Here is a 24,590-nt window from a genome sequence, read left to right on the forward strand (position 1 = left end):
AAGGAACCACAAGACATGTCGATCTTCCTCAACAAGGACAGCAAGGTCATCGTCCAGGGCATCACCGGCGGCGAGGGCACCAAGCACACCGCGCGCATGCTCGCGGCCGGCACCCAGATCGTCGGTGGCGTCAACGCCCGCAAGGCCGGCACCACGGTCGCCCACAAGGACGCCGACGGCAACGACGTCGAACTCCCCGTCTTCGGCTCGGTCGCCGAGGCGATGGAGATGACCGGAGCCGATGTGACGATCCTCTTCGTCCCGCCGCCGTTCACCAAGGACGCCATCATCGAGGCCGTGGACGCGGAGATCCCGCTCGCCGTGGTCATCACCGAGGGCGCCCCCGTGCTCGACACCGCCACCGCGTGGAACTACAACCTCGCCAAGGGCAACAAGACCCGCATCATCGGCCCCAACTGCCCCGGCATCATCACCCCCGGTGAGTCGCTCGTCGGCATCACCCCGGCGAACATCGCCGGCAAGGGCCCGGTCGGTCTCGTGTCGAAGTCGGGCACGCTGACCTACCAGATGATGTACGAGCTGTCCGACTACGGTTTCTCGACCGCCATCGGCATCGGCGGCGATCCGATCATCGGCACCACGCACATCGACTGCATCGAGGCCTTCGAGAACGACCCGGAGACCAAGATCATCGTGATGATCGGCGAGATCGGCGGCGACGCCGAGGAGCGCGCCGCCGACTACATCAAGGCCAACGTCACCAAGCCGGTCGTCGGCTACGTCGCCGGCTTCACCGCCCCCGAGGGCAAGACCATGGGCCACGCCGGCGCCATCGTCTCGGGCTCCGCTGGCACCGCGCAGGCCAAGAAGGAGGCCCTCGAGGCCGCGGGCGTCAAGGTCGGCAAGACGCCGTCCGAGACCGCCCAGCTCGCCAAGGAGATCCTCGACGCGATGTGATCCGGCCGGGCGCGGCGCCCCCGTGGTGCCGTCGGCCCGCCCGTCACGGACCGTTCCGCGACCCCCGCCGTCCTCAGGATGGCGGGGGTCGCGGCGTGCCGGGGGCGCCGCGGGCGAGGCTCTCTCTACGGTGGCAGGGTGAGTCCCCAACGCGTCATCCGGCCCGCCGCCCGGCGGTCGCCCGCGGGCGCACGTCCGCTGCTGTGGACGGCCGCCGCCGCGGCGCTCCCCGTCGTCGTCACCCTCCTCGTGCTCACCGCGGTCACGCTGGGCGTCCTGGTCTTCGCGGCGAGCGGGTTCGACGCCCTGTTCCCGGTGGTCGGCGTCGAGTGGCTCGTGGTCAACCGGGTACCGCTGACGATCGACGACGTCGAGCTCGGCGTCCTCCCGCTGCTGCCGCCGCTGCTGTACATGGCGATGCTCGCCCGCCAGACCCGGGTGGTCCTGTCCGACGTCGAGCAACCCGGCCCCCGCGAGGCCGGCGCGGCGATCGGGGGAGTGACGGTGACGGGGGTCCTCGTCACGGTCCTCGCCTGTTTCGTGATGGGTTCGGCGAGCTCGGACTTCGCGGTCCGCGAGACGGGGATGGCGCAGGCCGTGCTGTGGTCGGCGTCCGTCGCGCTCGCCGGCTCCGGGCTCGGGGTGTGGCTGTACTTCCGGCGCGACCTGCGCGAGGTTCTCCCGCTGTGGGTGCGCGGCGGGCTGCATCTGGGCGCGGCGTACGCGGCGGCGTTGTGGGCGGTGGCGGCCCTGCTCATCACGGTCGGCCTGGTCGTGGCCTGGGGCCCGGTCGGCGCGGTGTTGGAGATCGGCAAGGACTTCTGGGGCACGCTCTCGCTCACCGCGATCTCGGTCGGCTACCTCCCCAACCTCATCCTGTCGGCCGCGACGCTCGCCGTGGGTGGCGAGGCCCACCTCGGCGAGGCGTCGTACAGTGTGTTCGCGGTGTCGCGCGGGCCGATGCCGGAGGTGCCGCTCGCCGCGGCGTTGCCCGCCACCGGACCGCACTGGGCGATCCAGGGGCTGCTCATCCTCACCGTGCTCGTGGCGGCGGTGCTCGCCCGCGCGGTGGCGCACTGGTTCCGCTCGACCGCCGACGCGGTCAAGACCGCCTGGCTGGCGGCCGTGATCGTGGCGGCCGTGATCGCGGTGACGCCTGTGATCGCGGGCGGGCGGCTCGGCCTGCTCGGCACGGTCGGGACCGGCTCGCTCATCGCCGCCGGCATGGCGCTGCTGCTGTTCGGGGTGATCGGCTCGGTGACCATCGCGCTCTCGTTGGCCGGCCTCACGCGCCGCCGCGAGCGGGCGCAGAACGAGCTCGAGCGTCGCCGCCGCCGCGCCGGCATGGCCGGGGGCGCGGGAGCGGGTGACGACGACGAAGCCGCGGCCCCCGAGGAGGAACCCGTCGCCGAGGACGATGCCGCCGCGGAACACGAAGAGCGGGTGCCCGAGCCAGAGACCGCTGACGCCACCGCTGAGTCCACCGAGTCTGCTGACGCCACCGACGCGGCGCCGGACGACCCGCCCGCGCCCGAGCAACAGCGCTGACGCGGTCCGACACCGCCAAACCCGCCGCGGGTCGGCCGTGACCGCCTACTAGACTGCGAACCGGCGCCCGGGGACCGTCCGGGCGCTCGGGAACGACGGGCAGGAGTGGACGTGATCGGTGCCGAGTCCGGTGCATCCTGTTCGATCGTCCTCTTGGCCTCCGGGCCGGGCACGCTCGCGCAGAGCGTGCTCGATTCCACCGCGGACGCCGACTGCCCCTACCGCGTGGCCGCGCTGGTCTCCGACCGCGACTGCGAGGCCGTGGCCCGCGCCGAGCGCGCTGGGCGGCCGACCGCGGTGATCCGCCCGTCCGATTTCGCGGACCGCGCCGACTGGGACACCGCCCTGCGCGACGCCGTGGCGGTCCACGACCCGGACTGGGTGGTCTCGGCGGGGTTCATGCGCATCCTCGGGTCCGCGTTCCTCGAGCGGTTCGACGGCGTCGTCGTCAACACCCACCCCGCGCTGCTCCCGTCCTTTCCGGGCGCGCACGCGGTGCGGGACGCCCTCGCCTACGGGGTCACGGTGACCGGCTGCACGGTCCACGTCGTGGACTCCGGGGTGGACACCGGGCCGGTGATCGCGCAGCGCGCGGTCGAGGTGCGCCCGGACGACACGGAGGTCAGCCTCCACGAACGCATCAAGGTCGTCGAGCGCGAGATGCTCGTCGACGTCCTCGCGGCCGCCGCCAGGGGCCGACTCCACATCGATGGTCGAAAGGTGGTCCGCTCGTGACCTCTCAGCCGGACAACTCCCGCAGGCCCGTGCGCCGCGCCCTCATCAGCGTCTACGACAAGACCGGACTCGAGGACCTGGCGAAGGGCCTCGCCGAGGCGGGCGTCGAGATCGTCTCGACCGGCTCGACCGCGCAGCGGATCGCCGACGCCGGGGTCGCGGTGACCCCCGTCGACGAGCTGACCGGCTTCCCCGAGTGCCTCGAGGGCCGGGTCAAGACCCTGCACCCGCGCGTGCACGCCGGGATCCTGGCCGACACGCGCAAGCCCGAGCACCTCGACCAGATCGCAGAGCTGGACGTGCAGCCGTTCGAGCTCGTCGTCGTCAATCTCTACCCCTTCACCGACACCGTGGCCTCCGGCGCGGACTACGACGCGTGCGTCGAGCAGATCGACATCGGCGGACCGTCCATGGTCCGCGCGGCCGCCAAGAACCACCCGTCGGTGGCCGTGCTCGTGGACCCGGCCGGCTACGACGAGGCGCTCGAGGCCGTGCGGGGTGGTGGCTTCTCGCTCGAGCAGCGTCGGCGCCTCGCGGCCGCCGCGTTCCGGCACACCGGCGCCTACGACGTCGCCGTGGCCACATGGATGACCGAGCAGACCGCCGAGGGCACCGACGACGGCGAGGCGACGTATCCCGTGTGGCTCGGCCAGAGCCTGGACCGCGCCGCCACGCTGCGCTACGGCGAGAACCCGCACCAGAGCGCGGCGCTGTACACCGATCCCGCCGCGGCGCCCGGCCTCGCGCAGGCCGAGCAGCTCCACGGCAAGGAGATGAGCTTCAACAACTACGTCGACGGTGACGCCGCGTGGCGCTCGGCGTTCGACCACGCCGAGCCGTGCGTGGCGATCATCAAGCACGCCAACCCGTGCGGCATCGCGATCGCGGGCGACATCGCCGCCGCCCACCGCGCCGCCCACGAGTGCGACCCGGTGAGCGCGTTCGGCGGGGTGATCGCCGCCAACCGCGAGGTGAGCGTGGCGATGGCCGAGCAGGTCGCCGAGATCTTCACCGAGGTGATCATCGCGCCGGGCTACGCCGACGGCGCGGTGGAGATCCTCCAGCGCAAGAAGAACATCCGGATCCTGCGTGCCGACTCCCCGACCGGCGCCGAGCTCGAGCGCAAGCAGATCTCCGGCGGCGTGCTGGTGCAGCAGCGCGACGTCCTGGACGCCGCCGGCGACGTGACCGCGGGCTGGACCAGGGCGTGCGGGCCGGACGCCGACGAGGCCACCCTGCGCGACCTGCTCTTCGCGTGGCGCGCCTGCCGCGCCGTCAAGTCCAACGCGATCCTGCTCGCCCACGAGGGCGCCACGGTCGGCGTAGGCATGGGCCAGGTCAACCGCGTGGACTCCGCGCGACTGGCCGTGCAGCGCGCGGGGGAGCGGGTCGCGGGCGCCGTGGCGGCCTCCGACGCCTTCTTCCCCTTCGCCGACGGCCTCGAGGTCCTTGCCGGGGCCGGCGTGCGGGCCGTGGTCCAGCCCGGCGGGTCGGTGCGTGACGCCGAGGTGATCGACGCCGCCGAGAAGGCCGGGATCACCATGTACTTCACCGGCGCGCGGCACTTTTTCCACTGAGCTGGTCCGCTTCCGAGGCGATGATGGTCAGGCGCGCGAGAAGTTCGTTGGTCACGAGGTCAGGCGCTGGTGGCACCATCGAGAGATGACGGAGCAGCGTATGGGTGAGGCGGCAGGCGAGGGGACGCCCGCACTGACCCCGCGCGCGCAGGCCAAGGTCCGCCGGCGCGGCGAGATCCTGGTGGCCGCCGCCCGCCTCATGGCCCGCCGCGGGTTCCACGCGGTGAGGTTGGACGACATCGGTGCCGAGGTGGGCATCTCGGGTCCGGGGATGTACCGCTACTTCTCCGCCAAGGAGGACGTGCTCGCCGCGATGCTCCTCGACATCTCGCGGCGCCTGTGCGAAGGCGGCCGGGCCGCGGTCGAGCGGGGAGGCGGGCCGGCAGACGTTCTCGACGCGCTGCTCGCGGTCCACATCGACTTCGTGGCCACCGAGCCGGACCTCATCAGCGTGCAGTTCCGCGACCTCGGCGCCCTGCCCGCGGGCCCGCGCCACGAGGTGCGCCGGCTGCAGCGCGAGTACGCCGAGATATGGGTCGAGACCCTGATGCTACTGCGGCCGGACCTGCGGACCGTCGATGCCCGGGCCCACGTCCACGCCGTGTTCGGCTTGCTCAACTCGAGCCCGCGGCTGCCGGCGATGCCGGAGCCCGAGCTGCGCCGGATGCTCGCCGCGATGGCCGGGGCCGCGCTGCGCGCCTGAGACTCGCTACGGGCTTGACGGACCCCGCCCGCCTCGGTCCGCGTCGATGCGCCGCCACGGGTGGGCGGCCTCGATCTCGGCGGCCAGCTCCACGAGCAGCCGGTCGGCCCCGCACCGGGCGGAGAGCTGCACGCCCACGGGCAGGCCGTCGGCGGTCGCGCCGGTGGGCAGCGAGATCGCGGGACCGCCGGAGACGTTCTGCAGGGGCGTGAAGGTGACCCAGTCCGACACACGCTGGAGGTGCTGCTCGAAGCGCTGGTCGGCGTCCAGGTAGCCGGCCTCGGGGGTGACGTGGGAGACCACGGGGGACAGGATCACGTCGAGGTCGCCGAACGTCGCGTCGTAACCGGCCCCGACATGCTTGAGGTAGCGCAGGTGGGAGACCATGCGCCACAACTCGCGCAGGGCGAGCTTGTTGAGGCCCAGGGTGAAGGCGTCGAGGTCGCGCAGCGAGAAGCCCTTGCCGAAGCGTGTGTGGCCGGTGGCGCTCATGCCCAACGAGAGCAGCGCCCAGTAGGCCACGAACGCCTCGCGGAACCGCGCCTCGACCGGCGGGTCCGCGGGCTCCACGTGGTGCCCCAGATCCTCGAGCATCCGCGCGGTGGCCTCGAGGGTCGCCCGCGTGTCGGCGTCGATGGCCGGGCCGATCGGCGAGGCGTCGATCAGGCCGATGCGCAGGCGGCGCGACGGCGCGGGCTTGGCGGTGCCGATGGACGCCGAGAACGCGAGGTCCCGCTCGAGCGCGGCGAAGGTGGTCACCACGTCGCGCACGGACCGCGAGAGGATGGACTGCGAGGCCAGGTCGATGGGCATGCCGCCGGTCCAGTCGTCGGGCGGGAGCAGGCCGCGGGTGATCTTGAGGCCGACCAGCCCGCACGCGGCGGCGGGGATGCGGGTGGAGCCTCCGCCGTCGTTGGCGTGGGCCAGCGGCAGCGCGCCCGCAGCCACAAGTGCGGCGGCCCCGCCGGACGAGCCGCCGGAGGTGCGGTCGGTGCGCCACGGGTTGCGGGTGTAGAGGCCGCCCTGGCGTTCGGTGGCGGCGGTCCAGCCGAACGGCGGCATCGCGGTGGTGCCCACCGGGATGAGGCCGGTCGAGCGGAAGAGGCGGGCGATGGCGCCGTCGCGGGGGGCCGGGGTGGCGGCCACGGCGCGGGAGCCCTGGGTCATGGGCGTGCCCTCGACCAGGACGTTGTCCTTGAAGGCGGTCGGCACGCCGGCCAGCGGGTCGGTGAGGTCGGCGCGTGCCGCCCGTTCGCGGGCCCGGTCGTAGTCGGTGTGCGCGAGCGCGCCGAGCACCGGATCGACCTCCTCACAGCGGGCGATGGCGGCCTCGACCAGTTCGGTGGGCGAGACCTCACCCCGTTGCAGGCGGTCGGCCAGGGCGGTGGCGTCGTCGTGTCCCAGGGCGTCGTCCCGGAACACGTGCACCCGGGTGCGGACGTCGTGGTCGGTGGAGGACATGGCCCGATGCTAGGCGGCCCCGCGCCGACGCGGGGCCGCCTGGTGGACATCGGTTCAGAACAGGGCGGCCACGCCCTCGGCGAGTTCGGCGCGGTACGCCTCGGCGTTGCGCTCCTTGACCGATTCGTAGCCGCGCACCATGTCCGGCAGCGCCGCCACGCGCGCGGCGTCGGCGATCCACGACACGTGCTGCCGCGCCGCCGCGATACCGGAGGTACCCACAGCCCGCTCGAGGTGCGCGGCCATGCGGTCCACGAGCTGCTCGTACTCGGCGAGCAGCGACCGCTCGAGGCGCCGGACCCCGGCGAGGCCGAACACGTCGGCGCGGGTGCCGCGCAGCCGTTTGGCGCGGGCGAGGCCGGCCAGCGCGGGCCGAGCCCACTCGCCCACGGCGATCTTCCTCTGCAACCCCAGCGCCCGCAGGACCGGCGGGTGTAGGCGGATCGCCACGCGGGCGTCGTCGCCGAACTCCTCGGCGACCTTCGCCGAGAACGCGGTGTCCAGGGCGAGCCGGGCCACCTCGTACTCGTCCTTGTAGGCCATGAGCTTGTGGAGGTGCCTCGCCACGGCGTCGGTGAGCTCCTCGGAGCCGGGCACGGCGCGCTGCTCGGCGGCGCGGATCCGCTCGACCCGGTCCAGGTAGCGCAGCGCGTACGTCTCGTCCTGGTAGGCCACGAGCTCCTCGACCCGCAGCGCCACGGCGTCGCGCAGCCCGGCGCCGACGGGGCCCAGCCCGGCGAGGACGCGGAGCGCGGCGGCCGACGGCTCGGCCGGTGCCGGGGCGGGGTGCGCCGCCTCGAGCGCGGCGGTGAGCGCAGCCGGGTCGGCGACGGCCTGTCGCCCGCGACGGAACGCCTGGAGGTTGCGCTCCACGGCCACACCGTTGAGCTCGACGGCCCGCTCGATCGACGCCGCCGACACGGGTAGCGCGCCGGACTGGAACGCGGCGCCCACGAGGAGCATGTTGGCGGAGACGGTCTCGCCGAACAGCCGCTCGGAGAGTTCGCCGGCGTCCAGCCGCACGGCCCGGGCGCAGGCCCGCTCCACCGCGCCGGAGACCTGCGCGTCGGCGGGGTAGCCCACCGCGGTGTCCACGACCATCTGCCCGGTGGGGACCCTGGTCGTGGAGATGACGGCGGTGGTGCGGTCGCGGCCGGCCACCTTGAGGTTGACCGGGTCGGCGCCCACGAGTCCGTCGGCACAGAGGTACAGGTCGGCCTCACCGGTGGCCACCTTGGCGGAGAGCTCCTGTGGGCCCGCGGTGAGCGTGATGTCGGAGACCACGGCGCCGCCCTTCTGCGCGAGGCCGGTCATGTCGAGGGTGCGCGCCACGTGCCCGTCGAGCACGGCGGCGGTGGCCAGCACGGCCGACACGGTGACGATCCCCGTGCCGCCGATGCCGGTGATGCGTAGGTGGAAGGGGGCCTCGCCGGTGAGGGCCCGCGTGCCGGGTGCGGCCACCTCGTCGTCGTCGAGATCCGGGACCGTCACCGACGCGCGGCGCTTCTCACCGGGGGTCACGGTGACGAACGACGGGCAATCGCCGTCGAGGCAGGACAGGTCGAGGTTGCAGCTCGACTGGTCGATCCGCGTCTTGCGGCCGAACTCGGTGTCGACCGGGTGCACGGACAGGCAGTTGGATTTCTGCCCGCAGTCGCCGCAGCCCTCGCAGATGCGCTCGTTGATCACCACCCGCTCGGTGGGGGTGGGGACGGTGCCGCGCTTGCGGCCCCGCCGCTTCTCGGCCGCGCAGTGCTGGTCGTGGACCAGGACGGTGACCCCGGGGACGGCGGCGAGTTCGCGCTGGACGTCGAGCATGTCGGCGCGGTCACGGACCTCCACGTCCCGGAGCGCGCCCGAGCCGATCCCGGCACGGCGGGTGCGCCTGACGTCGTCGGTGGTGACGACGACCTTGGCGACCTTCTCCGCGAGCAGCAGCCGGCACGTCTCGGCGAGCGACTTGCCGCCGACCGTGTCCTGGCCGCCGGTCATGGCGACGGTGCCGTTGAACAGCAGCTTGTAGGTGATGTTCTCGCCGGCGCCCACGGCCGCGCGCAGCGCGAGGGAGGCGGAGTGGTCGAAGGTGCCGTCGCCGACGTTCTGGACGAAGTGCGTCTCGGAGACGAACGGCGCCATGCCGAGCCACTGCGCGCCCTCGCCGCCCATCTGGGTGATGCCGGTGATGTCGCCGACCTGCGACTCCGGCTGGAGCAGCACCATGGCGTGGCAACCGATGCCGGCGCCGACGAGCGTGCCCTCGGAGACCTTGGTCGAGGAGTTGTGCGGGCAGCCGCTACAGAAGTAGGGGCTGCGGTTGAGGACGGGCAGCTCGATCCGCCCGCGGCCCCGACCGGCGCCCCTCTGCCACGCCCGCACGGACTCGAGCCCGTGGACGGTGCCGAGCCGGTGCGCCAGGCCGCGGGTCACCGAGTCCACGTCGAGCTCGCCGAAGCGGCTGAACAGCGTGGAGCCGTCCTCGTTGGTCTTGCCGCGCACGTCGGGGGTGTGGGGGCGGTCGTAGAGGATCTCGCGGATCATGGTCTCGATGAAGTCGCGCTTCTCCTCGACCACGATCACCTCGTCGAGGCCGTCGACGAAGCGGTACAGCATCTCCCGCTCCATGGGGTAGACCATGCCCAGCTTGAGCAGGCGGATGCCGCGGCGGGCCAGCTCGTCCTCGTCGAGGCCCAGCCGGGCCAGCGCCGAACGGACGTCCAGGTAGGTCTTGCCGGCGGCGACGATCCCGATCCGGTCGTCGGCGGTGCGCGCGACCATCCGGTTGATGCCGTTGATGCGTGCGTACTCCAGGGCCCGCGGGATGCGGGTGGTGAGCTGGTTCTGCTCGAGCTCCATGAGGGTGGCGCCGAGCAGGCGGGCGTCCGGCACGTGCGGGCTGCGGCCGAGGTCGCCGAGGTGCGGCAGGACGCGGTCGGGGTGCACGACGGCCGTCGAGGAGCCGTCGGCGACGTGCGCGGAGATCTTGAGCGAGGTCCACAGGCCGGAGACCCGGCTCATCACCGCCGCGTGGACGCCCAGGTCGAGGATGTCCTGCGAGTCGGCGGGGTAGAGGATCGGCATGTAGAGGTCCGCGAGCGCCATCTCGGAGGCGCACGGCACGGTCGAGGACTTGGCACCCGGGTCGTCACCGACGAGCGCCACCGCCCCGCCGTTCGGGTCGGTGCCCACGAGGTTGGCGTGGCGCAGCGCGTCGGTCGCCCGGTCCAGGCCGGGCGCCTTGCCGTACCAGTAGCCCACGACGCCGGCGAGCTGCTCACCCGAGACCGGACCGCGGCCCAGGGTGCCGGCGCGCGAGGCGAGCTGGGCACCCATGACGGAGGTGGCGCCGAGCTCCTCGTTGAGTGCGGGGCGGTGCACCACGTCGTAGGGGTCGAGGTAGGTGCGGGCACGCCGCGAGATCTCGAGGTCGTACCCGGCGAGCGGCGACCCCTCGTAGCCGGAGATCAGCGAGCCGGTCGCGAGGTTCTGCCGGCGGTCCAGCCGGGCGCGGTCGCGGACCATTCGGGCCAGTGCCTGGATGCCCGTGAGGAACACCGTGCCCTCGTCGCGCGTGTAGCGGTCCTCGAGGGAAAAGGAGTCGGCGTCGGGCCGCCCGCCGTGGTGGTGGTCGCGGTCGTGGCGCCCGTCGGTGTGGTGGCTGGTCACGGAGGTCATCGGTGTCACCTGGCCTTGTGGGTCGGGTACGGCTGTGGCCGTCGTGTCCCCCGACCGTAACCGGCTATGTGACCGGCGTCACGCGGCCAGTGCGAAGACGGTACCGTTGGCCCGACGGCACGGTGGGGGGCGGAGAAATGGTGGACCAGTGGTCCACCGTTGGTCCGCCTGGGCGGACAGGTGGTGACGACGGATGACGACGGCGAGGCGGCTCGACGGACTGGATCGGCGGCTGCTGGGGCTCCTCATGAGCGAACCCCGGGCGGGCGTGCGCGAGTTTGCGCGCAGGCTCGGGGTGGCCCGGGGGACCGCGCAGTCGCGGCTCGACAAGCTTGTCGAGGGCGGCGTGATCGCCTCGTGGGCGCCGACGCTCGACCCGGCGGGGCTCGGCTACCCGCTGTCGGCGTTCGTCCACGTCCACCTGGCGCAGGCGCGGCTCGACTCCACCTGCGCCGGGCTGGCGCAGATCCCGCACGTGCTCGAGGTGGTGTCGGTGGCCGGCGAGTTCGACCTCGTGTGCCGGGTGGTGGCGCGCGACCACGAGCATCTCGAGGACGTCTTCGGCGCGATCATCGCCACCGAGGGCGTCCTGCGCACGCGCACGGAGATCGTCCTCACCCGGCGGGTGGGGCCGCGGGTGGCGCAGCTCGTCGAGGGGTGATCCGCTCGCGAGAGGGCCACCGCGGCGATGGGTGCGTCGTCACCCGCGGGGGGCGTCCTCCACTTTCGGGTATGGACAAGTGTGACCCGGCCCACTACTCTGATTTTCAGTTAATCCGACTTAACTGAAAGGGGAGCGGTGTCCATGACGGCCGCAACCAATCGACAGTCGCACCAGGAACTCCTCGCCGACCTGCGCGCCCGCCTCGACCGCGCCGCCCGGGGCGGCGGCGAGAAGGCCCGGGCCCGCCACCTCGAGCGGGGCAAGCTCCTCGCACGCCAGCGCATCGACGTCCTGCTCGACCCGGGCAGTCCCTTCCTCGAGCTCTCCCCGCTCGCCGCCGAGGACATGTACGGCGGAAAGGCCCCCGGCGCCGGAGTGGTCGCCGGCATCGGCCGCGTCTCCGGCCGGGAGTGCCTCGTGATCGCCAACGACGCCACCGTCTCCGGCGGTACCTACTACCCGATGACGGTCAAGAAGCACCTGCGCGGCCAGGAGGTCGCCCTGGCCAACAACCTGCCGTGCATCTACCTCGTCGATTCCGGCGGCGCCATGCTGCTCCAGCAGGACGAGGTCTTCCCGGACCGCGACCACTTCGGCCGCATCTTCTACAACCAGGCCACCATGTCCGCCAAGGGCATTCCGCAGATCGCGGCCGTCATGGGCTCGTGCACCGCCGGCGGCGCCTACGTCCCGGCGATGAGTGACGAGGCCGTGATCGTCCGCAACCAGGGCACGATCTTCCTCGCCGGCCCGCCGCTGGTGAAGGCCGCGACGGGCGAGGAGGTCACCGCCGAGGAGCTGGGCGGCGGCGACCTCCACGCCAAGACCTCCGGCGTCGTGGACCACCTGGCCGACGACGACTACGACGCGCTCATGAAGGTCCGCGAGATCGTCGCGACCTGCCCGCCCGCCCCCGAGCCTGAGTGGGAGGTGCTCGAGCCGGTGGACCCGGTGCGCCCGCAGACCGACCTCTACGACCTCGTGCCCACCGACTCGCGGACCCCGTACGACGTGCGCGACGTCATCGGCACGATCGTCGACGGCGGCGAGTACACCGAGTTCAAGAAGGACTACGGCACCTCCATGGTCACGGCGTTCGCGCGGATCCACGGCCACCCCGTGGGGATCATCGGCAACAACGGCGTGATCTTCTCCGAGTCCGCCCTCAAGGGCGCGCACTTCATCGAACTGTGCGACCGCCGCAAGATCCCGCTCGTGTTCCTGCAGAACATCACGGGATTCATGGTGGGCCGCCAGTACGAGGCGGGAGGCATCGCCAAGAACGGCGCCAAGATGGTCACCGCCGTGGCCTGCGCACGGGTGCCGAAGTTCACCGTCGTCGTCGGGGGGTCGTTCGGCGCCGGCAACTACTCCATGTGTGGCCGCGCCTACTCGCCGCGGTTCCTGTGGATGTGGCCCAACGCGCGCATCGCCGTCATGGGCGGCCCGCAGGCCGCCGACACCCTCGCCACCGTCCGTGCCGCCCAGGTGACCAGGGCCGGCGGGGAGTGGACCGACGAGCAGCACGAGGAGTTCACCGCGCCGATCCGCGAGCAGTTCGAGGAGCAGTCCACGGCCTACTACTCCACGGCCCGCCTCTGGGACGACGGGATCATCGACCCCGCCGACACCCGCGCCGTCCTCGGTCTGGCGCTCGCCGCCGCCGCCAACGCCCCCCTCGAGCCGGTCAACAACGGCGTCTTCAGGATGTGAGCTGACCAATGACCACCCGACTCCACACCGTCCTCGTCGCCAACCGCGGCGAGATCGCCTGCCGCGTGATCCGCTCCCTGCGCGCCGCCGGGATCCGCTCCGTGGCCGTCTACTCCGACGCCGACGCCGACGCCCAGCACGTGCGCATGGCCGACGCCGCCGTCCGGCTCGGGCCCGCCCCGGCGTCGCAGTCCTACCTCGACATCGACAAGGTCATCGAGGCCTGCCGCCGGACCGGCGCCCAGGCCGTCCACCCCGGCTATGGCTTCCTGTCCGAGAACGCGACGTTCGCCCGGGCGCTCGAGGAGGCCGACCTGATCTTCGTCGGCCCGCCCGCCACCGCCATCGAGACGATGGGCGACAAGATCACCGCCAAGGCCGCCGTCTCCGAGCGCGACGTGCCCACCGTCCCTGGCATCTCGCGGCCCGGACTGACCGACGACGAGCTGGTCGCCGCGGCCGACGAGGTCGGCTTCCCGGTGCTCATCAAGCCGTCCGCGGGCGGCGGCGGCAAGGGTATGCGGCGCGTCGAGGACGCCTCCGGGATGCGCGACGCCCTGGCCTCGGCCCGCCGCGAGTCCGCGGGTGCCTTCGGCGACGACACCCTGTTCCTCGAGCGCTTCGTGGACACCCCGCGCCACATCGAGGTCCAGGTCCTCGCCGACCGCCACGGCAACGTCATCCACCTGGGCGAGCGCGAGTGCTCACTGCAGCGCCGCCACCAGAAGGTCATCGAGGAGGCGCCATCGGCCCTGCTCGACGAGGACACCCGCCAGCGCATCGGCGCCGCCGCCTGCGACGCCGCCCGCTCGGTCGGCTACGTGGGCGCCGGCACGGTCGAGTTCATCGTGTCCGCGAAGAAGCCCGACGAGTTCTTCTTCATGGAGATGAACACCCGTCTCCAGGTGGAGCACCCCGTCACCGAGATGGTGACCGGTGTGGACCTCGTGGACTGGCAGGTCCGCATCGCCGCCGGCGAGGAGCTCACCCTGCGCCAGGAGGACGTGACGCTCACCGGCCACGCGATCGAGGCCCGCGTCTACGCCGAGGACCCCGCCAAGGGCTTCCTGCCCACCGGCGGCACCGTCCTGGAGCTGGAGGAGCCGTCCGGCGACGGCATCCGCGTGGACTCCGGCCTGCGCGTCGGCACCGTCGTGGGCTCGGACTACGACCCCATGCTCGGCAAGGTCATCGCCCATGGCGCCGATCGCGACGAGGCCCTGTCCCGGCTCGACGCGGCGCTCGCCGGCACCCACGTACTCGGCCTGCGCACCAACGTCGACTTCTGCCGCTTCCTGCTCGCCCGGCCCGAGGTCGTGGCCGGTGACCTGGACACCGGGCTGCTCGACCGGACGGTCGACGACTACGCGGCCACCCCGGCCCCCGAGGGCGCCCTCGTCGCCGTCGCCATGCACCGCACCGAGGAGCGGTGGGCCCGCGTGCCCGCCTCCCGCCGCGGACCGTGGGACGTGCCCAACGGGTGGCGCGTCGGCGGCCGCGCCGAGGTGTGGACCCGCCTCGACTCCGGGCCCGGCAGCGACGCCGTCACCGTGGGCCTCAAGGGCACGCCCGGCGACGCCGAGGTCACGCTCACCGACGCGACCATCGGCTCGACCGACGCCGCCCACGTCGCCTCCCGGCACCACGCCCGTGTCGCCCGCGACGGCGCCTCGCTGCGCCTGACCATCGACACCACCCAGCAGCGCTGGACCGTCGTGCGGTCCGCCGACACCTTCTGGGTGGCCGGCGACGGTGGCACGTGGGACCTGCGCCTGCTGCCGCTCATCGACTCCCGGATCCACGACTCGGGAGCGGCCGACGGTGAGATCCGCAGCCCCATGCCGGGCTCGGTCATCGCGGTGTTCGCCGCCGACGGCGACGAGGTCACCGCCGGCGAGAACATCCTCGCCGTGGAGGCCATGAAGATGGAGCACTCGCTCACCGCCCCCATCGACGGCGTGGTCCGCCTCCACGCCGCCGCCGGCGAGCAGGTGCCCGCTGACCACCTGCTCGCGACCGTCGAGCCCGCCGATTCCGACACCGACCCCGAGGAAGAGAACAATGCCTGAGCTGGAAGAGCACTACGCCGAACTCAAGGCCTCCGTCGCCGACTTCGCCGACAAGGTGGTCGCCCCGGTCGCCGCCGAGCACGACAAGAACCACACGTTCCCCTACGAGGTCGTCTCCAAGATGGGCGACATGGGCCTGTTCGGCCTGCCGTTCCCCGAGGAGTACGGCGGCATGGGTGGCGACTACTTCGCCCTCGCCCTGGCGCTCGAGGAGCTCGGCCGGGTCGACCAGTCGGTGGCCATCACCCTCGAGGCCGGCGTCGGCCTGGGCGCCATGCCGATCTACAAGTTCGGCACCGAGGAGCAGAAGCAGCAGTACCTGCCGAACCTGGCCGCCGGGAAGAACCTCGCGGGTTTCGGCCTCACCGAGCCGGGCGCCGGTTCCGACGCGGGAGCCACCAAGACCACCGCCAAGGAGGACGGCGACGAGTGGGTCGTCAACGGCTCCAAGCAGTTCATCACCAACTCCGGAACCGACATCACCTCGCTGGTCACCGTCACGGCCGTCACCGGAACCCGGGAGGGCGGCAAGAAGGAGATCTCGACGATCATCGTGCCGTCGGGCACCCCGGGCTTCATCGTGGAGCCGGCCTACGACAAGGTGGGCTGGAACGCCTCCGACACCCACCCGCTGACCTTCGACGACGCCCGCGTGCCCAAGGAGAACCTCCTCGGCGAGCGCGGCCGGGGCTACGCCAACTTCCTGTCGATCCTCGACGAGGGCCGCATCGCGATCGCGGCGCTGTCCGTGGGTGCCGCCCAGGGCTGCGTCGACGAGTCGGTCACGTACGCCAAGGAACGCGAGTCCATGGGCCAGAAGATCGGCACCTTCCAGGCCGTCGCCTTCAAGATCGCCCGCATGGAGGCCCGCGCCCACACCGCGCGATGCGCCTACTACGAGGCCGCCCGCCTCATGCTGGCCGGCAAGCCGTTCAAGAAGGAGGCGGCCATCGCCAAGATGGTCGCCTCCGAGGCGGCCATGGACAACGCCCGCGACGCCACCCAGATCCACGGCGGCTACGGCTTCATGAACGAGTACCCGGTGGCGCGGCACTACCGCGACTCCAAGATCCTCGAGATCGGCGAGGGCACCACCGAGGTGCAGCTCATGCTCATCGCCCGCGGGCTGGGGCTGTGATGAGCGAGCAGCCTGAAACCGCCCGCAAAGAGGTCGTCCAGCGCGGCCTGTGGTTCGAGGAGTACGAGGTGGGCACCGCCTACCTCCACCGTCCGGGCCGCACCATGACAGAGGCCGACAACGTCCTGTTCACCACGCTCACCATGAACACGCAGGCGCTCCACCTGGATGCCGCGTGGGCGGCGGACCAGCCGGGTTTCGGCGGCGAGCGGCTCATGAACTCCATGCACACGCTGTCCACGCTGGTCGGCCTGTCGGTCGCCCAGCTCACCCAGGGCACGATCGTCGCCAACCTCGGCTTCTTCGAGGTGAGCTTCCCCAAGCCGGTGCTCCACGGAGACACCCTCTACGCGGAGACCGTGTGCACGGACAAGCGTGAGTCGAAGTCGCGGCCGGGGGAGGGGATCGTCACCCTCGAACACATCGGCCGCAACCAGCACGGCGACATCGTGGCCAAGGCCGTCCGCAAGACACTCGTGCGCAAGCGGCCGGGCGCGTCCGACGCCGACGGCGGGGCCGCGTCATGAGCCCGATGAGCGCGGCGTGGGTCCCGCCGGGTCCGGCGATGCTGTTCTGCCCCGCCGACCGGCCGGAGCGCTACGCCAAGGCCGCCGATCGGGCGGACGTGGTGATCGTGGACCTCGAGGACGCGGTGGCGCCGGCGGGCCGGCCCGCGGCCCGCGACGCCCTCCGGGCGTCGAGCCTCGATCCGGCGCGCACGATCGTCCGCGTCAACCCCGTGGAGACCGACGACCACGCCGCCGACCTCGAAGCCCTCGCGGCCACCGACTACCGCTGCGTGATGCTCGCCAAGACCGAGTCGGCCGCCCAGGTCACCGACGTGCACTCCACGACCGGCGCGGCGGTTCTCGCCTTGGTCGAGACCCCGCTCGGCGTGGTCCGCGCCACCGAGATCGCCTCCGCGCCCGGGTGCGCGGGGATGATGTGGGGCGCCGAGGACCTGCTCGCCGGGATGGGTGGGACGACGTCGAGGTTCGCCGACTCCGAGGCAGGCGGCCCCCGTGTGGCCGGCGAGTACCGCGACGTGCCGCGTCATGCCAGGGCGGCAGTCGCCCTCGCGGCGGCCGCGTTCGGCCGGTGGGCCGTGGACTCGGTCCACCTGGACATCGCCGACGAGGCCGGCCAGCGGGCGGAGGCCCTCGACGCCGTCGCGCTCGGTTACGCCGCCACGGCGTGCATCCACCCCTCGCAGGTGGCGATCGTGCGCGCCGCCTACGCGCCGTCCGACGAGGAGGTCGCCTGGGCCCGCAGGGTGCTCGACGCGGCGGCCACCAACCCCGGCGTGTTCCAGCTCGACGGCCGCATGATCGACGGCCCCGTCTTCCGTCAGGCCGAGGCGACCCTGCGTCGCCACGAGGCCGCCAGCTAAGTAACCCGCCGGGCCGCCGAGCCCGTCCTCCACCCCAGGAGCCCCGAGATGACCACCACCGATCTCGACCCGACCACACCCGACCCGAACCTCGCCCACACCCGCGGCGAGACCGACGTCCCGCTGCTCACCGGGACGATCTGCGACAACCTCGCGGCGACCGTCGAGCGCTTCGGCGACCGCGACGCGCTCGTCGACGTCCAGGCCGCCCGCCGCTGGACCTACACCGAATTCCTCGCCGATGTCCGGCGCCTGGCCGCGGGCCTGCACCGCCTGGGCATCCGCAAGGGCGACCGCGTGGGCATCTGGTCGCCCAACCGCTGGGAGTGGGTGATGATCCAGTACGCCACCGCCGAGATCGGCGCGGTGCTGGTCAACATCAACCCCTCGTACCGGGTCCACGAGCTCGAGTACGTCCTCAAGCAGGCCGGCATCCGGGCCGTCGTGGCCGCGCCGCAGTTCAAGGACTCGGACTACACGGGCATGCTCGCCCAGGTCCAGCCGACCTGCCCGGACCTGGAGTTCGTGGTGCTCTTCGGCGACGAGGAGTGGGAGGCCATGATGAGCGGGCCCGGCGAAGAGGCGGTGCTCGCCGAGATCCGGTCCACCCTCTCGCCCGACGACCCCATCAACATCCAGTACACCTCCGGCACCACGGGCTTTCCCAAGGGCGCCACGCTCTCGCACTCCAACATCCTCAACAACGGCTTCTTTGTGGGCGAGACCATCAACTACACCGAGGTGGACCGGGTGTGCATCCCGGTGCCCTTCTACCACTGCTTCGGCATGGTCATGGGCAACCTCGCGTGCACCACGCACGGCGCGTGCATGGTGATCCCCGCCCCGGCGTTCGACCCCGAGGCCTCGCTGCGCGCGGTCTCGCAGGAGAAGTGCACGAGCCTGTACGGCGTGCCCACGATGTTCATCGCCGAGCTCGCGCTCGAGGACTTCGACTCCTACGACCTGTCCACGCTGCGCACCGGCATCATGGCCGGTTCGCCCTGCCCCGAGTCCACGATGCGGCAGGTCATCGACCGGATGAACATGGAGGAGGTCTCCATCTGCTACGGCATGACCGAGACCTCGCCGGTGTCCACCCAGACCCGCGCCGACGACTCGCTCGACCGCCGCGTCGGCACCGTCGGCCGCGTGGGCCCACACCTGGAGATCAAGATCGTCGATCCCTCCACGGGCGAGACGCTGCCGCGCGGCGAGGCCGGCGAGTTCTGCACCAAGGGCTACTCGGTGATGCTCGGCTACTGGGACCAGCCCGACAAGACCGCCGAGGCCGTCGAGGACGGCTGGATGCGCACCGGCGACATCGGGGTGATGGACGACGACGGCTACGTGCAGATCACCGGTCGGATCAAGGACATGGTGATCCGCGGGGGCGAGAACATCTACCCGCGGGAGATCGAGGAGTTCCTCTATACCCATCCGGACATCCTCGACGCCCAGGTGATCGGCGTGCCCGACGCCAAGTACGGCGAGGAGCTCATGGCGTGGGTGCGGCTCAAGCCGGGCAAGCACGACCTCACCGCCGAGGAGGTGCGCGAGTTCGCCATGGGCAAGCTCGCCCGCCACAAGATCCCGCGGTACGTCCACGTGGTGGACGAGTTCCCCATGACCGTCACGGGCAAGGTGCGCAAGGTCGACATGCGCGCCCAGGCCATCGAGATGCTCGGCATCGCCTGAGCGCCATCCGATCACCCAGGAGGAGCGACACGTATGTCTGACAAGCTCATGACCGCGGCCCAGGCCGTCGCGGACATCCCTCACGGGGCGTCCATCGCCGCCGGCGGCTTCGGCCTGTGTGGCATCCCGCAGATCGTCATCGAGGCGCTCGCCGCCCGCGACGTCGGCGACTTCGAGGTGTTCTCCAACAACGCCGGGGTCGATGGCAAGGGCCTGGGCATCCTCCTCGAGACCGGCAAGTTGCGCCGGATCGTCTCCTCGTACGTCGGGGAGAACAAGGAGTTCGCCCGCCAGTACCTGTCCGGCGAGCTCGAGGTGGAACTCACCCCACAGGGCACGCTCGCCGAGCGGATGCGGGCCGGTGGCTCGGGCATCGGGGCGTTCTTCACCCGCACCGGCGTGGGCACCTACGTCGCCGACGGCGGCATGCCGTGGAAGTACGCCGCCGACGGTTCGGTCGCGCTGGCCTCGCCGGCCAAGGAGACCCGCGAGATCCGCGGCGAGACCTACGTGCTCGAGCAGGCCATCGAGGCCGACTTCTCGCTCGTGCGTGCGGCTGTCGCCGATCGCAGCGGCAACCTCCGGTTCAACCTCACCGCCCGCAACTTCTCGCCGCTGGCCGCGATGGCCGGCCGGGTGTGCATCGTCGAGGCCGAGGAGATCGTGGAGGTGGGCGAGCTCGCGCCCGACGACATCCACCTGCCCGGCATCTTCGTCCACCGCCTCGTGGAGCTCACGCCCGAGCAGGTCGCGCAGACCAAGTGGATCGAGAAGACCACCACCAACCCGCCCTCGGAAGGACAGCGCTGATGAGCACCCCCGCCACACCCGCCCGCATCGGCCGCGACCGCAAGGCCATGGCCGCCCGCGCGGCACTGGAGCTGGAGGACGGCCAGTACGTCAACCTCGGGATCGGCCTGCCGACCCTCGTGCCCAACTACGTGCCGCAGGGCGTGACCGTGACCCTGCAGTCCGAGAACGGGCTACTGGGCATCGGCCCGTACCCGCACCCCGACCACGTGGACCCCGACCTCATCAACGCCGGCAAGGAGACCGTCACGACCCTGCCCGGCTCGGCGATCTTCGACTCGGCCATGAGCTTCGGCATGATCCGCTCGGGCAAGATCGACGTGGCCATCCTCGGTGCCATGGAAGTCAACCCCGCCGGTGACATCGCCAACTGGATGGTCCCCGGCGCGATGGTCAAGGGCATGGGCGGCGCAATGGACCTCGTCGTGGGCGCCCGCCGGATCGTCGTGGTGATGGACCAGGTGGCAAAGAACGGCTCGTCGAAGATCGTCTCCGAGATCACGCTCCCGCTCACCGGGCTGGGCTGTGTGGATCGGATCATCACCGAACTCGGCGTCTTCGACCGTGACGAGAACGGACTGACCCTCACCGAGCTCGTCGACGGCGTGACACTCGACCAGGTGAAGGCCGCCACCGACGCACCGTACCGGGTGGCCGACCACCTGCGCTGAGCCCGCCCGGTCGGCTCTCCTGAGCAGGTGACGGCTACAAAGGAGGGGTGCAGTATCCCGTGCCGCCTCCGCCCTCGCCGCCCGCGGCGGGCACCGTGACCTCGCCCGGGCTGTGGACGACCCCGATCCGTGGCCGAGTCGCGCTCGCGGCGATCGCCTGGGTGGCGCTCTACGGGCTCGGAGCGGCCGGGCTGGTCGTGCTCGGGATGGTGGGGATGCGCGTCGCCGGGGCCGGCCGTCCGGATCCGGCGATCCTCGCGCTGGTCGTGGTATGGGGATCGTCGCTGGCCGTGTTGCTCGCGGTGCGCGTGCACCTGCTCCGGCGACGGACCCTGACCTGGGCGGACGTGGGTCTGCGCGCGCCCGCACGCTCGCCGGCACATCTGGCGTGGCAGATCCCGGCGGTCATGCTCGCCGGCGCCATCGCGTCGGTTCTCGTGCTGGCCCCGTTCGGCCAGGAGTCCGCCGACGAGCAGCAGGGTCTCGGCGACCTGCTCACCGGCGGTCCGGTCGTCGCCGTGCTCGGGTTGCTCGGCGTGGCGGTGCTCGTACCGATCGTCGAGGAGGTGGTCTTCCGCGGCATCGTCCTGCCGGCCCTGCGTGCGCGGTTCCAGCCGGTAACCGGCCTCGTGCTGGCGGGTGCGGTCTTCGCCGTCGTCCACGTCCTCCCGCCGGCGCTGCCGTACCTGTTGGTCGTGGGGATCGCGCTGTGTGGGATGGCCGAGTGGTACCGGTCGATCGTGCCGGGGATCGTCCTGCACGGGGTGAACAACGCGATCGTCTTCGGCAGCCTGCTCACGACGCTGTAGCGGCGGCACACTCAGGCGAGCAGCGTCGAGACCAGCAGAAGTACCGGCAGTGCGCCGAGCGTGGTGAGTACGGCCGAGTCGCGGGCCAGCAGAATCCCGCGCCCGTAACGGGTGGCCACCACGAGCACGTTCTGCGCGGTGGGCAGCGCCGCGGCCACGACCACCGTGAGCAGCTCGGCCCCCTGCATTCCGAACACCCATGCCCCGAGCGCGTACGCCAGCAGTGGATGCACGATCAGTTTGAGGGCGCTCGCCAAGGCGATCTCGCGACGCGGCGAGGTACCGGCCTCGAGCACCTTGACGCCGTAGAGGGACATGCCGAACACCAGCAGCGCGCCGGGCACGGAGATCTGCCCCACGAGATGAACGGGCTCGAGCAGGCGCTCGGGCGGCGTCCACGGCAGTGCCGCCACGAGCACGCCGGCCAGCGCCGCCACGACGATCGGGTTGCGGATCGCCTGGACGAGCGCGTCACGTGCGCCGCCGCGGCCGGAATCCGCGCCCCCATGCGCAGCCCCGCCACCCGGAGTCCCGCCCGGGCCCTCGGCCGGCGTGGACCGCTCGAGCACGGCGATCGCGACGGGCTGCAGCACGACCACCTGGAACAGCAGTAGCGGCATGACGAACCCCAGGTCACCGAGCACATAGAGTGCAATGGGGATGCCGAGGTTGGCGGAGTTGACGTACCCGGCCGACAGGGCACCGACGACGAGGTCCGCGGCCCCCTGACGTAGCCAGAGGCGGGCCACCACGGCGTACGCGACCGCGATGATCACGGCCGACACCGCGGAGACCACGAAGACGCCGGTGAAGACGGCGTCGAGCGTCGTCCGGGCGAGCGCGTCGAAGAGCAGGGCGGGGGTGGCGACGAAAAAGACGAGGCGGTTGATGACCAGCCGGGCGTCGGGGCCGAGCACATCGCTGCGGGCGAGTACCCAGCCGAGCGCGACGAGCGCCACGATCACGGCGAAGCCGTTGAGCACTCCGGCCACGGCGGGCTCCTTCACAGTCGGGGAGGGCAGGGTTCCGGCGAAGGAAGTGCCGGTGAACGCCGATCGGGGCCGCGCTCTCCTGGGGAGGCGCGGCCCCGATCGGGCTGCTGTTGTCCGGTCGGCGCGGTGGCTACCGCGTGCGGGACGAAGGGTGCGCGTTCACGCGCGCCGGGCGTGAGCTCAGCGGCTGGTGAACGGCAGCAGGGCCATCTCGCGGGCGTTCTTCACCGCGACGGCCACCTGGCGCTGCTGCTGCGGCGTGAGGCCGGTGACGCGGCGCGAACGGATCTTGCCGCGGTCGGAGATGAACGTGCGGAGGGTGTTGATGTCCTTGTAGTCGACCGTCTCGATGCCCGCCACCTTCAGCGGGTTCTTCTTGGGACGACGACCCTCCTGGGCACGCAGCTTCTTGTTCGGGGTGCGCTTGTTCGCCATGGTTACCTACTCACCAACTCGACTTCGTGACACCGGGCAGCTCGCCGCGGTGGGCCATCTCGCGCATGCGGACGCGGGAGAGGCCGAACTTCCGGAGGTAGCCGCGCGGGCGGCCGTCGGCGACGTCGCGGTTACGGACGCGCACGGGGGAGGCGTCGCGCGGCATCTTGTTGAGCGCGGTCTGGGCCTCCATGCGGGCCTCATCGGTGCTCTCGGGGTTCTTGATGATCGCCTTGAGCTCGGCGCGCCGCTCGGCGAACCGGGCCACCTTGGCCTTGCGCTGCTCGTTACGCGCGATCTTGGACTTCTTGGCCACGGGTCAGCGCTCCTCTCGGAATTCGACGTGCTTGCGGACGACCGGGTCGAACTTCTTGAGGACGATGCGGTCCGGGTTGTTACGGCGGTTCTTGCGGGTCACGTAGGTGTACCCGGTACCGGCCGTGGACTTCAGTTTGATGATGGGGCGGATGTCGTTACGAGCCATCTCAGATCTTCTCCCCACGGGCGCGGATGCGGGCCACGACGGCCTCGATGCCGTCGCGGTCGATGGTCTTGATGCCCTTGGTCGAGACCGTCAGCGTGACGCGACGACCCTCGGAGGGCAGGAAGTAGCTACGACGCTGGATGTTCGGGTTCCAGCGGCGGCTCGTCCGGCGGTGTGAGTGCGAGACGGTCTTGCCGAAACCCGGCTTCCGTCCCGTTACCTGGCAATGCGCCGACATGGCGTGGTTCTCCTTCCGCCTCCGCGTGCGGTGGCGCGCGGCACCGGGACGCTCCGGGCGGCGGCGCCGGGGCGGAGCGGGATGCCACGTCGCGAACACCGTGGGAGGCGATAGCAAACGTGCAGACAACAGCGATGGTCTAGTTTACGGCGAGCCCGGCCGAAACGGTAATCGGCACGTCAGGGGCCGAAAGTGGCGGCGGGTCCGGCGTGGGGACCGCGCGACTTGGGTGCGCGGCCATCATACGGGTACGATCTACCGATGCGTGTGCTGCGACCGGATTCCCCGGTTCGGCCACTGGCCACAGCGCGCCCGGCACGGGTCGCGCGCCAGAGAACAAGTACTTCTCCCGAGCTAGAGGAATCTGAGCATGAAGAGCGACATCCACCCCGACTACCACCCGGTGGTCTTCCAGGACGCGGGCACGGGCACCAAGTTCCTCACCCGTTCCACGGCGACCAGCGACCGCACCGTCGAGTGGGAGGACGGCAACTCGTACCCGCTCATCGTCGTCGACGTGACCAGCGAGTCGCACCCGTTCTGGACCGGCGCGCAGCGCGTCATGGACACGGCCGGCCGCGTCGAGAAGTTCCAGCGCCGCTACGGCAACCGCGCCCGCCGCAAGTGAGCCGCGGGCCGGCGTGACGCCGGCCCACTCCACCCCCGAGACCACGAGGACGAATCATGGCAGTTCCCAAGCGCCGCCTCTCGCGCGCCAACACCCACTCCCGCCGTTCGCAGTGGAAGGCCGAGACCCCGGCCCTCCAGCAGACCAAGATCGACGGCCGCCCGGTCGCGATCCCGCGCCGCCTGGTCAAGGCCGCGAAGCTCGGCCTGGTAGACCTCGACCGCTGAGCCCGGCGGCGCC

General features: G+C 71.7%; 24 protein-coding genes. 17 read left to right on the forward strand and 7 right to left on the reverse strand.

Annotated elements, in window-relative coordinates:
* Window positions 1–15 precede the first annotated feature (15 nt).
* The 5 genes from sucD to ACH0BZ_RS02065 all read left to right on the forward strand — a co-directional run bounded on the left by sucD (window position 16) and on the right by ACH0BZ_RS02065 (window position 5,481).
* Window positions 16–918, forward strand: a complete 903-nt coding sequence (gene sucD / locus ACH0BZ_RS02045) for a succinate--CoA ligase subunit alpha (RefSeq protein WP_406896246.1) — start codon at window positions 16–18, stop codon at window positions 916–918.
* Between the two features lie 138 nt (window positions 919–1,056).
* Window positions 1,057–2,466: a DUF6350 family protein gene (locus ACH0BZ_RS02050; RefSeq protein ID WP_406896247.1), complete on the forward strand. Its 1,410-nt coding sequence runs from the start codon at window positions 1,057–1,059 to the stop codon at window positions 2,464–2,466.
* A gap of 111 nt (window positions 2,467–2,577) precedes the next feature.
* Window positions 2,578–3,201, forward strand: a complete 624-nt coding sequence (gene purN, locus ACH0BZ_RS02055; RefSeq protein WP_406896249.1) for a phosphoribosylglycinamide formyltransferase — start codon at window positions 2,578–2,580, stop codon at window positions 3,199–3,201.
* Window positions 3,198–4,778, forward strand: coding sequence for a bifunctional phosphoribosylaminoimidazolecarboxamide formyltransferase/IMP cyclohydrolase (purH, locus tag ACH0BZ_RS02060; protein WP_406896250.1), 1,581 nt, complete (start codon window positions 3,198–3,200; stop codon window positions 4,776–4,778). Before purN ends, purH begins: the two co-directional genes overlap by 4 nt.
* A gap of 85 nt (window positions 4,779–4,863) precedes the next feature.
* Window positions 4,864–5,481, forward strand: a complete 618-nt coding sequence (locus ACH0BZ_RS02065) for a TetR/AcrR family transcriptional regulator (protein ID WP_406896252.1) — start codon at window positions 4,864–4,866, stop codon at window positions 5,479–5,481.
* Between the two features lie 6 nt (window positions 5,482–5,487).
* On the opposite strand, the gene ACH0BZ_RS02070 is transcribed toward ACH0BZ_RS02065, so the two are convergent.
* Window positions 5,488–6,942 carry an amidase gene (locus tag ACH0BZ_RS02070; protein ID WP_406896253.1) on the reverse strand — a complete coding sequence of 485 codons (1,455 nt, stop codon included), beginning with the start codon at window positions 6,940–6,942 and terminating at the stop codon, window positions 5,488–5,490.
* A 54-nt stretch (window positions 6,943–6,996) separates the two neighbouring features.
* Window positions 6,997–10,614 (reverse strand): indolepyruvate ferredoxin oxidoreductase family protein, encoded by a 3,618-nt coding sequence (locus tag ACH0BZ_RS02075; RefSeq protein ID WP_406896254.1) that lies wholly within the window; start codon window positions 10,612–10,614, stop codon window positions 6,997–6,999.
* 193 nt (window positions 10,615–10,807) lie between these two features.
* Between ACH0BZ_RS02075 and ACH0BZ_RS02080 the strand changes: the two genes are divergently transcribed.
* From ACH0BZ_RS02080 to ACH0BZ_RS02125, 10 genes are all read left to right on the forward strand, one after another.
* Window positions 10,808–11,275: an Lrp/AsnC family transcriptional regulator gene (locus tag ACH0BZ_RS02080; RefSeq protein ID WP_406896255.1), complete on the forward strand. Its 468-nt coding sequence runs from the start codon at window positions 10,808–10,810 to the stop codon at window positions 11,273–11,275.
* Window positions 11,276–11,419: 144 nt separating this feature from the next.
* Complete coding sequence (locus ACH0BZ_RS02085; protein ID WP_406896256.1) at window positions 11,420–12,991, forward strand: carboxyl transferase domain-containing protein; 1,572 nt, start codon at window positions 11,420–11,422, stop codon at window positions 12,989–12,991.
* Between the two features lie 8 nt (window positions 12,992–12,999).
* Window positions 13,000–15,060, forward strand: coding sequence for an acetyl/propionyl/methylcrotonyl-CoA carboxylase subunit alpha (locus tag ACH0BZ_RS02090; RefSeq protein WP_406896258.1), 2,061 nt, complete (start codon window positions 13,000–13,002; stop codon window positions 15,058–15,060).
* The gene (locus tag ACH0BZ_RS02095) at window positions 15,053–16,198 is read left to right on the forward strand and encodes an acyl-CoA dehydrogenase family protein (protein WP_406896259.1); all 1,146 of its coding nucleotides are present in this window, start codon (window positions 15,053–15,055) and stop codon (window positions 16,196–16,198) included. Before ACH0BZ_RS02090 ends, ACH0BZ_RS02095 begins: the two co-directional genes overlap by 8 nt.
* Window positions 16,198–16,725, forward strand: a complete 528-nt coding sequence (locus tag ACH0BZ_RS02100; protein WP_406896260.1) for a MaoC family dehydratase — start codon at window positions 16,198–16,200, stop codon at window positions 16,723–16,725. Before ACH0BZ_RS02095 ends, ACH0BZ_RS02100 begins: the two co-directional genes overlap by 1 nt.
* A gap of 5 nt (window positions 16,726–16,730) precedes the next feature.
* Window positions 16,731–17,588 (forward strand): HpcH/HpaI aldolase/citrate lyase family protein, encoded by an 858-nt coding sequence (locus ACH0BZ_RS02105; protein ID WP_406896339.1) that lies wholly within the window; start codon window positions 16,731–16,733, stop codon window positions 17,586–17,588.
* 48 nt (window positions 17,589–17,636) lie between these two features.
* Window positions 17,637–19,283: an AMP-binding protein gene (locus ACH0BZ_RS02110; RefSeq protein ID WP_406896262.1), complete on the forward strand. Its 1,647-nt coding sequence runs from the start codon at window positions 17,637–17,639 to the stop codon at window positions 19,281–19,283.
* Between the two features lie 33 nt (window positions 19,284–19,316).
* On the forward strand, window positions 19,317–20,093 hold the full coding sequence (locus ACH0BZ_RS02115) for a CoA transferase subunit A (RefSeq protein WP_406896263.1): 777 nt from the start codon (window positions 19,317–19,319) through the stop codon (window positions 20,091–20,093).
* On the forward strand, window positions 20,093–20,764 hold the full coding sequence (locus ACH0BZ_RS02120; RefSeq protein ID WP_406896264.1) for a 3-oxoacid CoA-transferase subunit B: 672 nt from the start codon (window positions 20,093–20,095) through the stop codon (window positions 20,762–20,764). Before ACH0BZ_RS02115 ends, ACH0BZ_RS02120 begins: the two co-directional genes overlap by 1 nt.
* A gap of 59 nt (window positions 20,765–20,823) precedes the next feature.
* On the forward strand, window positions 20,824–21,573 hold the full coding sequence (locus ACH0BZ_RS02125; protein ID WP_406896265.1) for a lysostaphin resistance A-like protein: 750 nt from the start codon (window positions 20,824–20,826) through the stop codon (window positions 21,571–21,573).
* An 11-nt stretch (window positions 21,574–21,584) separates the two neighbouring features.
* Here ACH0BZ_RS02125 and ACH0BZ_RS02130 read toward each other — a convergent pair whose 3' ends face one another.
* From ACH0BZ_RS02130 to rpmB, 5 genes are all read right to left on the reverse strand, one after another.
* Window positions 21,585–22,565 (reverse strand): AEC family transporter, encoded by a 981-nt coding sequence (locus tag ACH0BZ_RS02130; RefSeq protein WP_406896266.1) that lies wholly within the window; start codon window positions 22,563–22,565, stop codon window positions 21,585–21,587.
* Window positions 22,566–22,745: 180 nt separating this feature from the next.
* On the reverse strand, window positions 22,746–23,000 hold the full coding sequence (gene rpsR, locus ACH0BZ_RS02135; RefSeq protein ID WP_406896268.1) for a 30S ribosomal protein S18: 255 nt from the start codon (window positions 22,998–23,000) through the stop codon (window positions 22,746–22,748).
* Window positions 23,001–23,010: 10 nt separating this feature from the next.
* Complete coding sequence (rpsN, locus tag ACH0BZ_RS02140; RefSeq protein WP_406896269.1) at window positions 23,011–23,316, reverse strand: 30S ribosomal protein S14; 306 nt, start codon at window positions 23,314–23,316, stop codon at window positions 23,011–23,013.
* A 3-nt stretch (window positions 23,317–23,319) separates the two neighbouring features.
* The gene (gene rpmG, locus ACH0BZ_RS02145; protein WP_007632789.1) at window positions 23,320–23,484 is read right to left on the reverse strand and encodes a 50S ribosomal protein L33; all 165 of its coding nucleotides are present in this window, start codon (window positions 23,482–23,484) and stop codon (window positions 23,320–23,322) included.
* Window position 23,485: 1 nt separating this feature from the next.
* Window positions 23,486–23,722 carry a 50S ribosomal protein L28 gene (rpmB, locus tag ACH0BZ_RS02150; protein WP_406896271.1) on the reverse strand — a complete coding sequence of 79 codons (237 nt, stop codon included), beginning with the start codon at window positions 23,720–23,722 and terminating at the stop codon, window positions 23,486–23,488.
* Between the two features lie 370 nt (window positions 23,723–24,092).
* Here rpmB and ACH0BZ_RS02155 point away from each other — a divergent pair, with 370 nt between their 5' ends.
* Both ACH0BZ_RS02155 and rpmF read left to right on the forward strand, forming a co-directional pair.
* Window positions 24,093–24,350, forward strand: coding sequence for a type B 50S ribosomal protein L31 (locus tag ACH0BZ_RS02155; RefSeq protein ID WP_406896272.1), 258 nt, complete (start codon window positions 24,093–24,095; stop codon window positions 24,348–24,350).
* A gap of 56 nt (window positions 24,351–24,406) precedes the next feature.
* A complete protein-coding gene (gene rpmF, locus ACH0BZ_RS02160; protein ID WP_406896273.1) occupies window positions 24,407–24,577 on the forward strand; it encodes a 50S ribosomal protein L32 in 171 nt (56 codons plus the stop codon).
* Window positions 24,578–24,590 lie beyond the last annotated feature (13 nt).

Source organism: Dietzia sp. 179-F 9C3 NHS (assembly GCF_045369825.1).
Classification (GTDB): domain Bacteria; phylum Actinomycetota; class Actinomycetes; order Mycobacteriales; family Mycobacteriaceae; genus Dietzia.

Coding starts and splice junctions, on each gene's coding strand:
- rpmG (WP_007632789.1), bottom strand. CDS start 23,484: ATGGCTCGTAACGACATCCGCCCCATCATCAAACTGAAGTCCACGGCC.
- ACH0BZ_RS02110 (WP_406896262.1), top strand. CDS start 17,637: ATGACCACCACCGATCTCGACCCGACCACACCCGACCCGAACCTCGCC.
- rpmB (WP_406896271.1), bottom strand. CDS start 23,722: ATGTCGGCGCATTGCCAGGTAACGGGACGGAAGCCGGGTTTCGGCAAG.
- ACH0BZ_RS02115 (WP_406896263.1), top strand. CDS start 19,317: ATGTCTGACAAGCTCATGACCGCGGCCCAGGCCGTCGCGGACATCCCT.
- rpmF (WP_406896273.1), top strand. CDS start 24,407: ATGGCAGTTCCCAAGCGCCGCCTCTCGCGCGCCAACACCCACTCCCGC.
- ACH0BZ_RS02085 (WP_406896256.1), top strand. CDS start 11,420: ATGACGGCCGCAACCAATCGACAGTCGCACCAGGAACTCCTCGCCGAC.
- ACH0BZ_RS02105 (WP_406896339.1), top strand. CDS start 16,731: ATGAGCGCGGCGTGGGTCCCGCCGGGTCCGGCGATGCTGTTCTGCCCC.
- ACH0BZ_RS02155 (WP_406896272.1), top strand. CDS start 24,093: ATGAAGAGCGACATCCACCCCGACTACCACCCGGTGGTCTTCCAGGAC.
- ACH0BZ_RS02070 (WP_406896253.1), bottom strand. CDS start 6,942: ATGTCCTCCACCGACCACGACGTCCGCACCCGGGTGCACGTGTTCCGG.
- ACH0BZ_RS02100 (WP_406896260.1), top strand. CDS start 16,198: ATGAGCGAGCAGCCTGAAACCGCCCGCAAAGAGGTCGTCCAGCGCGGC.
- ACH0BZ_RS02120 (WP_406896264.1), top strand. CDS start 20,093: ATGAGCACCCCCGCCACACCCGCCCGCATCGGCCGCGACCGCAAGGCC.
- ACH0BZ_RS02080 (WP_406896255.1), top strand. CDS start 10,808: ATGACGACGGCGAGGCGGCTCGACGGACTGGATCGGCGGCTGCTGGGG.
- ACH0BZ_RS02065 (WP_406896252.1), top strand. CDS start 4,864: ATGACGGAGCAGCGTATGGGTGAGGCGGCAGGCGAGGGGACGCCCGCA.
- sucD (WP_406896246.1), top strand. CDS start 16: ATGTCGATCTTCCTCAACAAGGACAGCAAGGTCATCGTCCAGGGCATC.
- ACH0BZ_RS02090 (WP_406896258.1), top strand. CDS start 13,000: ATGACCACCCGACTCCACACCGTCCTCGTCGCCAACCGCGGCGAGATC.
- ACH0BZ_RS02075 (WP_406896254.1), bottom strand. CDS start 10,614: ATGACCTCCGTGACCAGCCACCACACCGACGGGCGCCACGACCGCGAC.
- rpsR (WP_406896268.1), bottom strand. CDS start 23,000: ATGGCGAACAAGCGCACCCCGAACAAGAAGCTGCGTGCCCAGGAGGGT.
- ACH0BZ_RS02095 (WP_406896259.1), top strand. CDS start 15,053: ATGCCTGAGCTGGAAGAGCACTACGCCGAACTCAAGGCCTCCGTCGCC.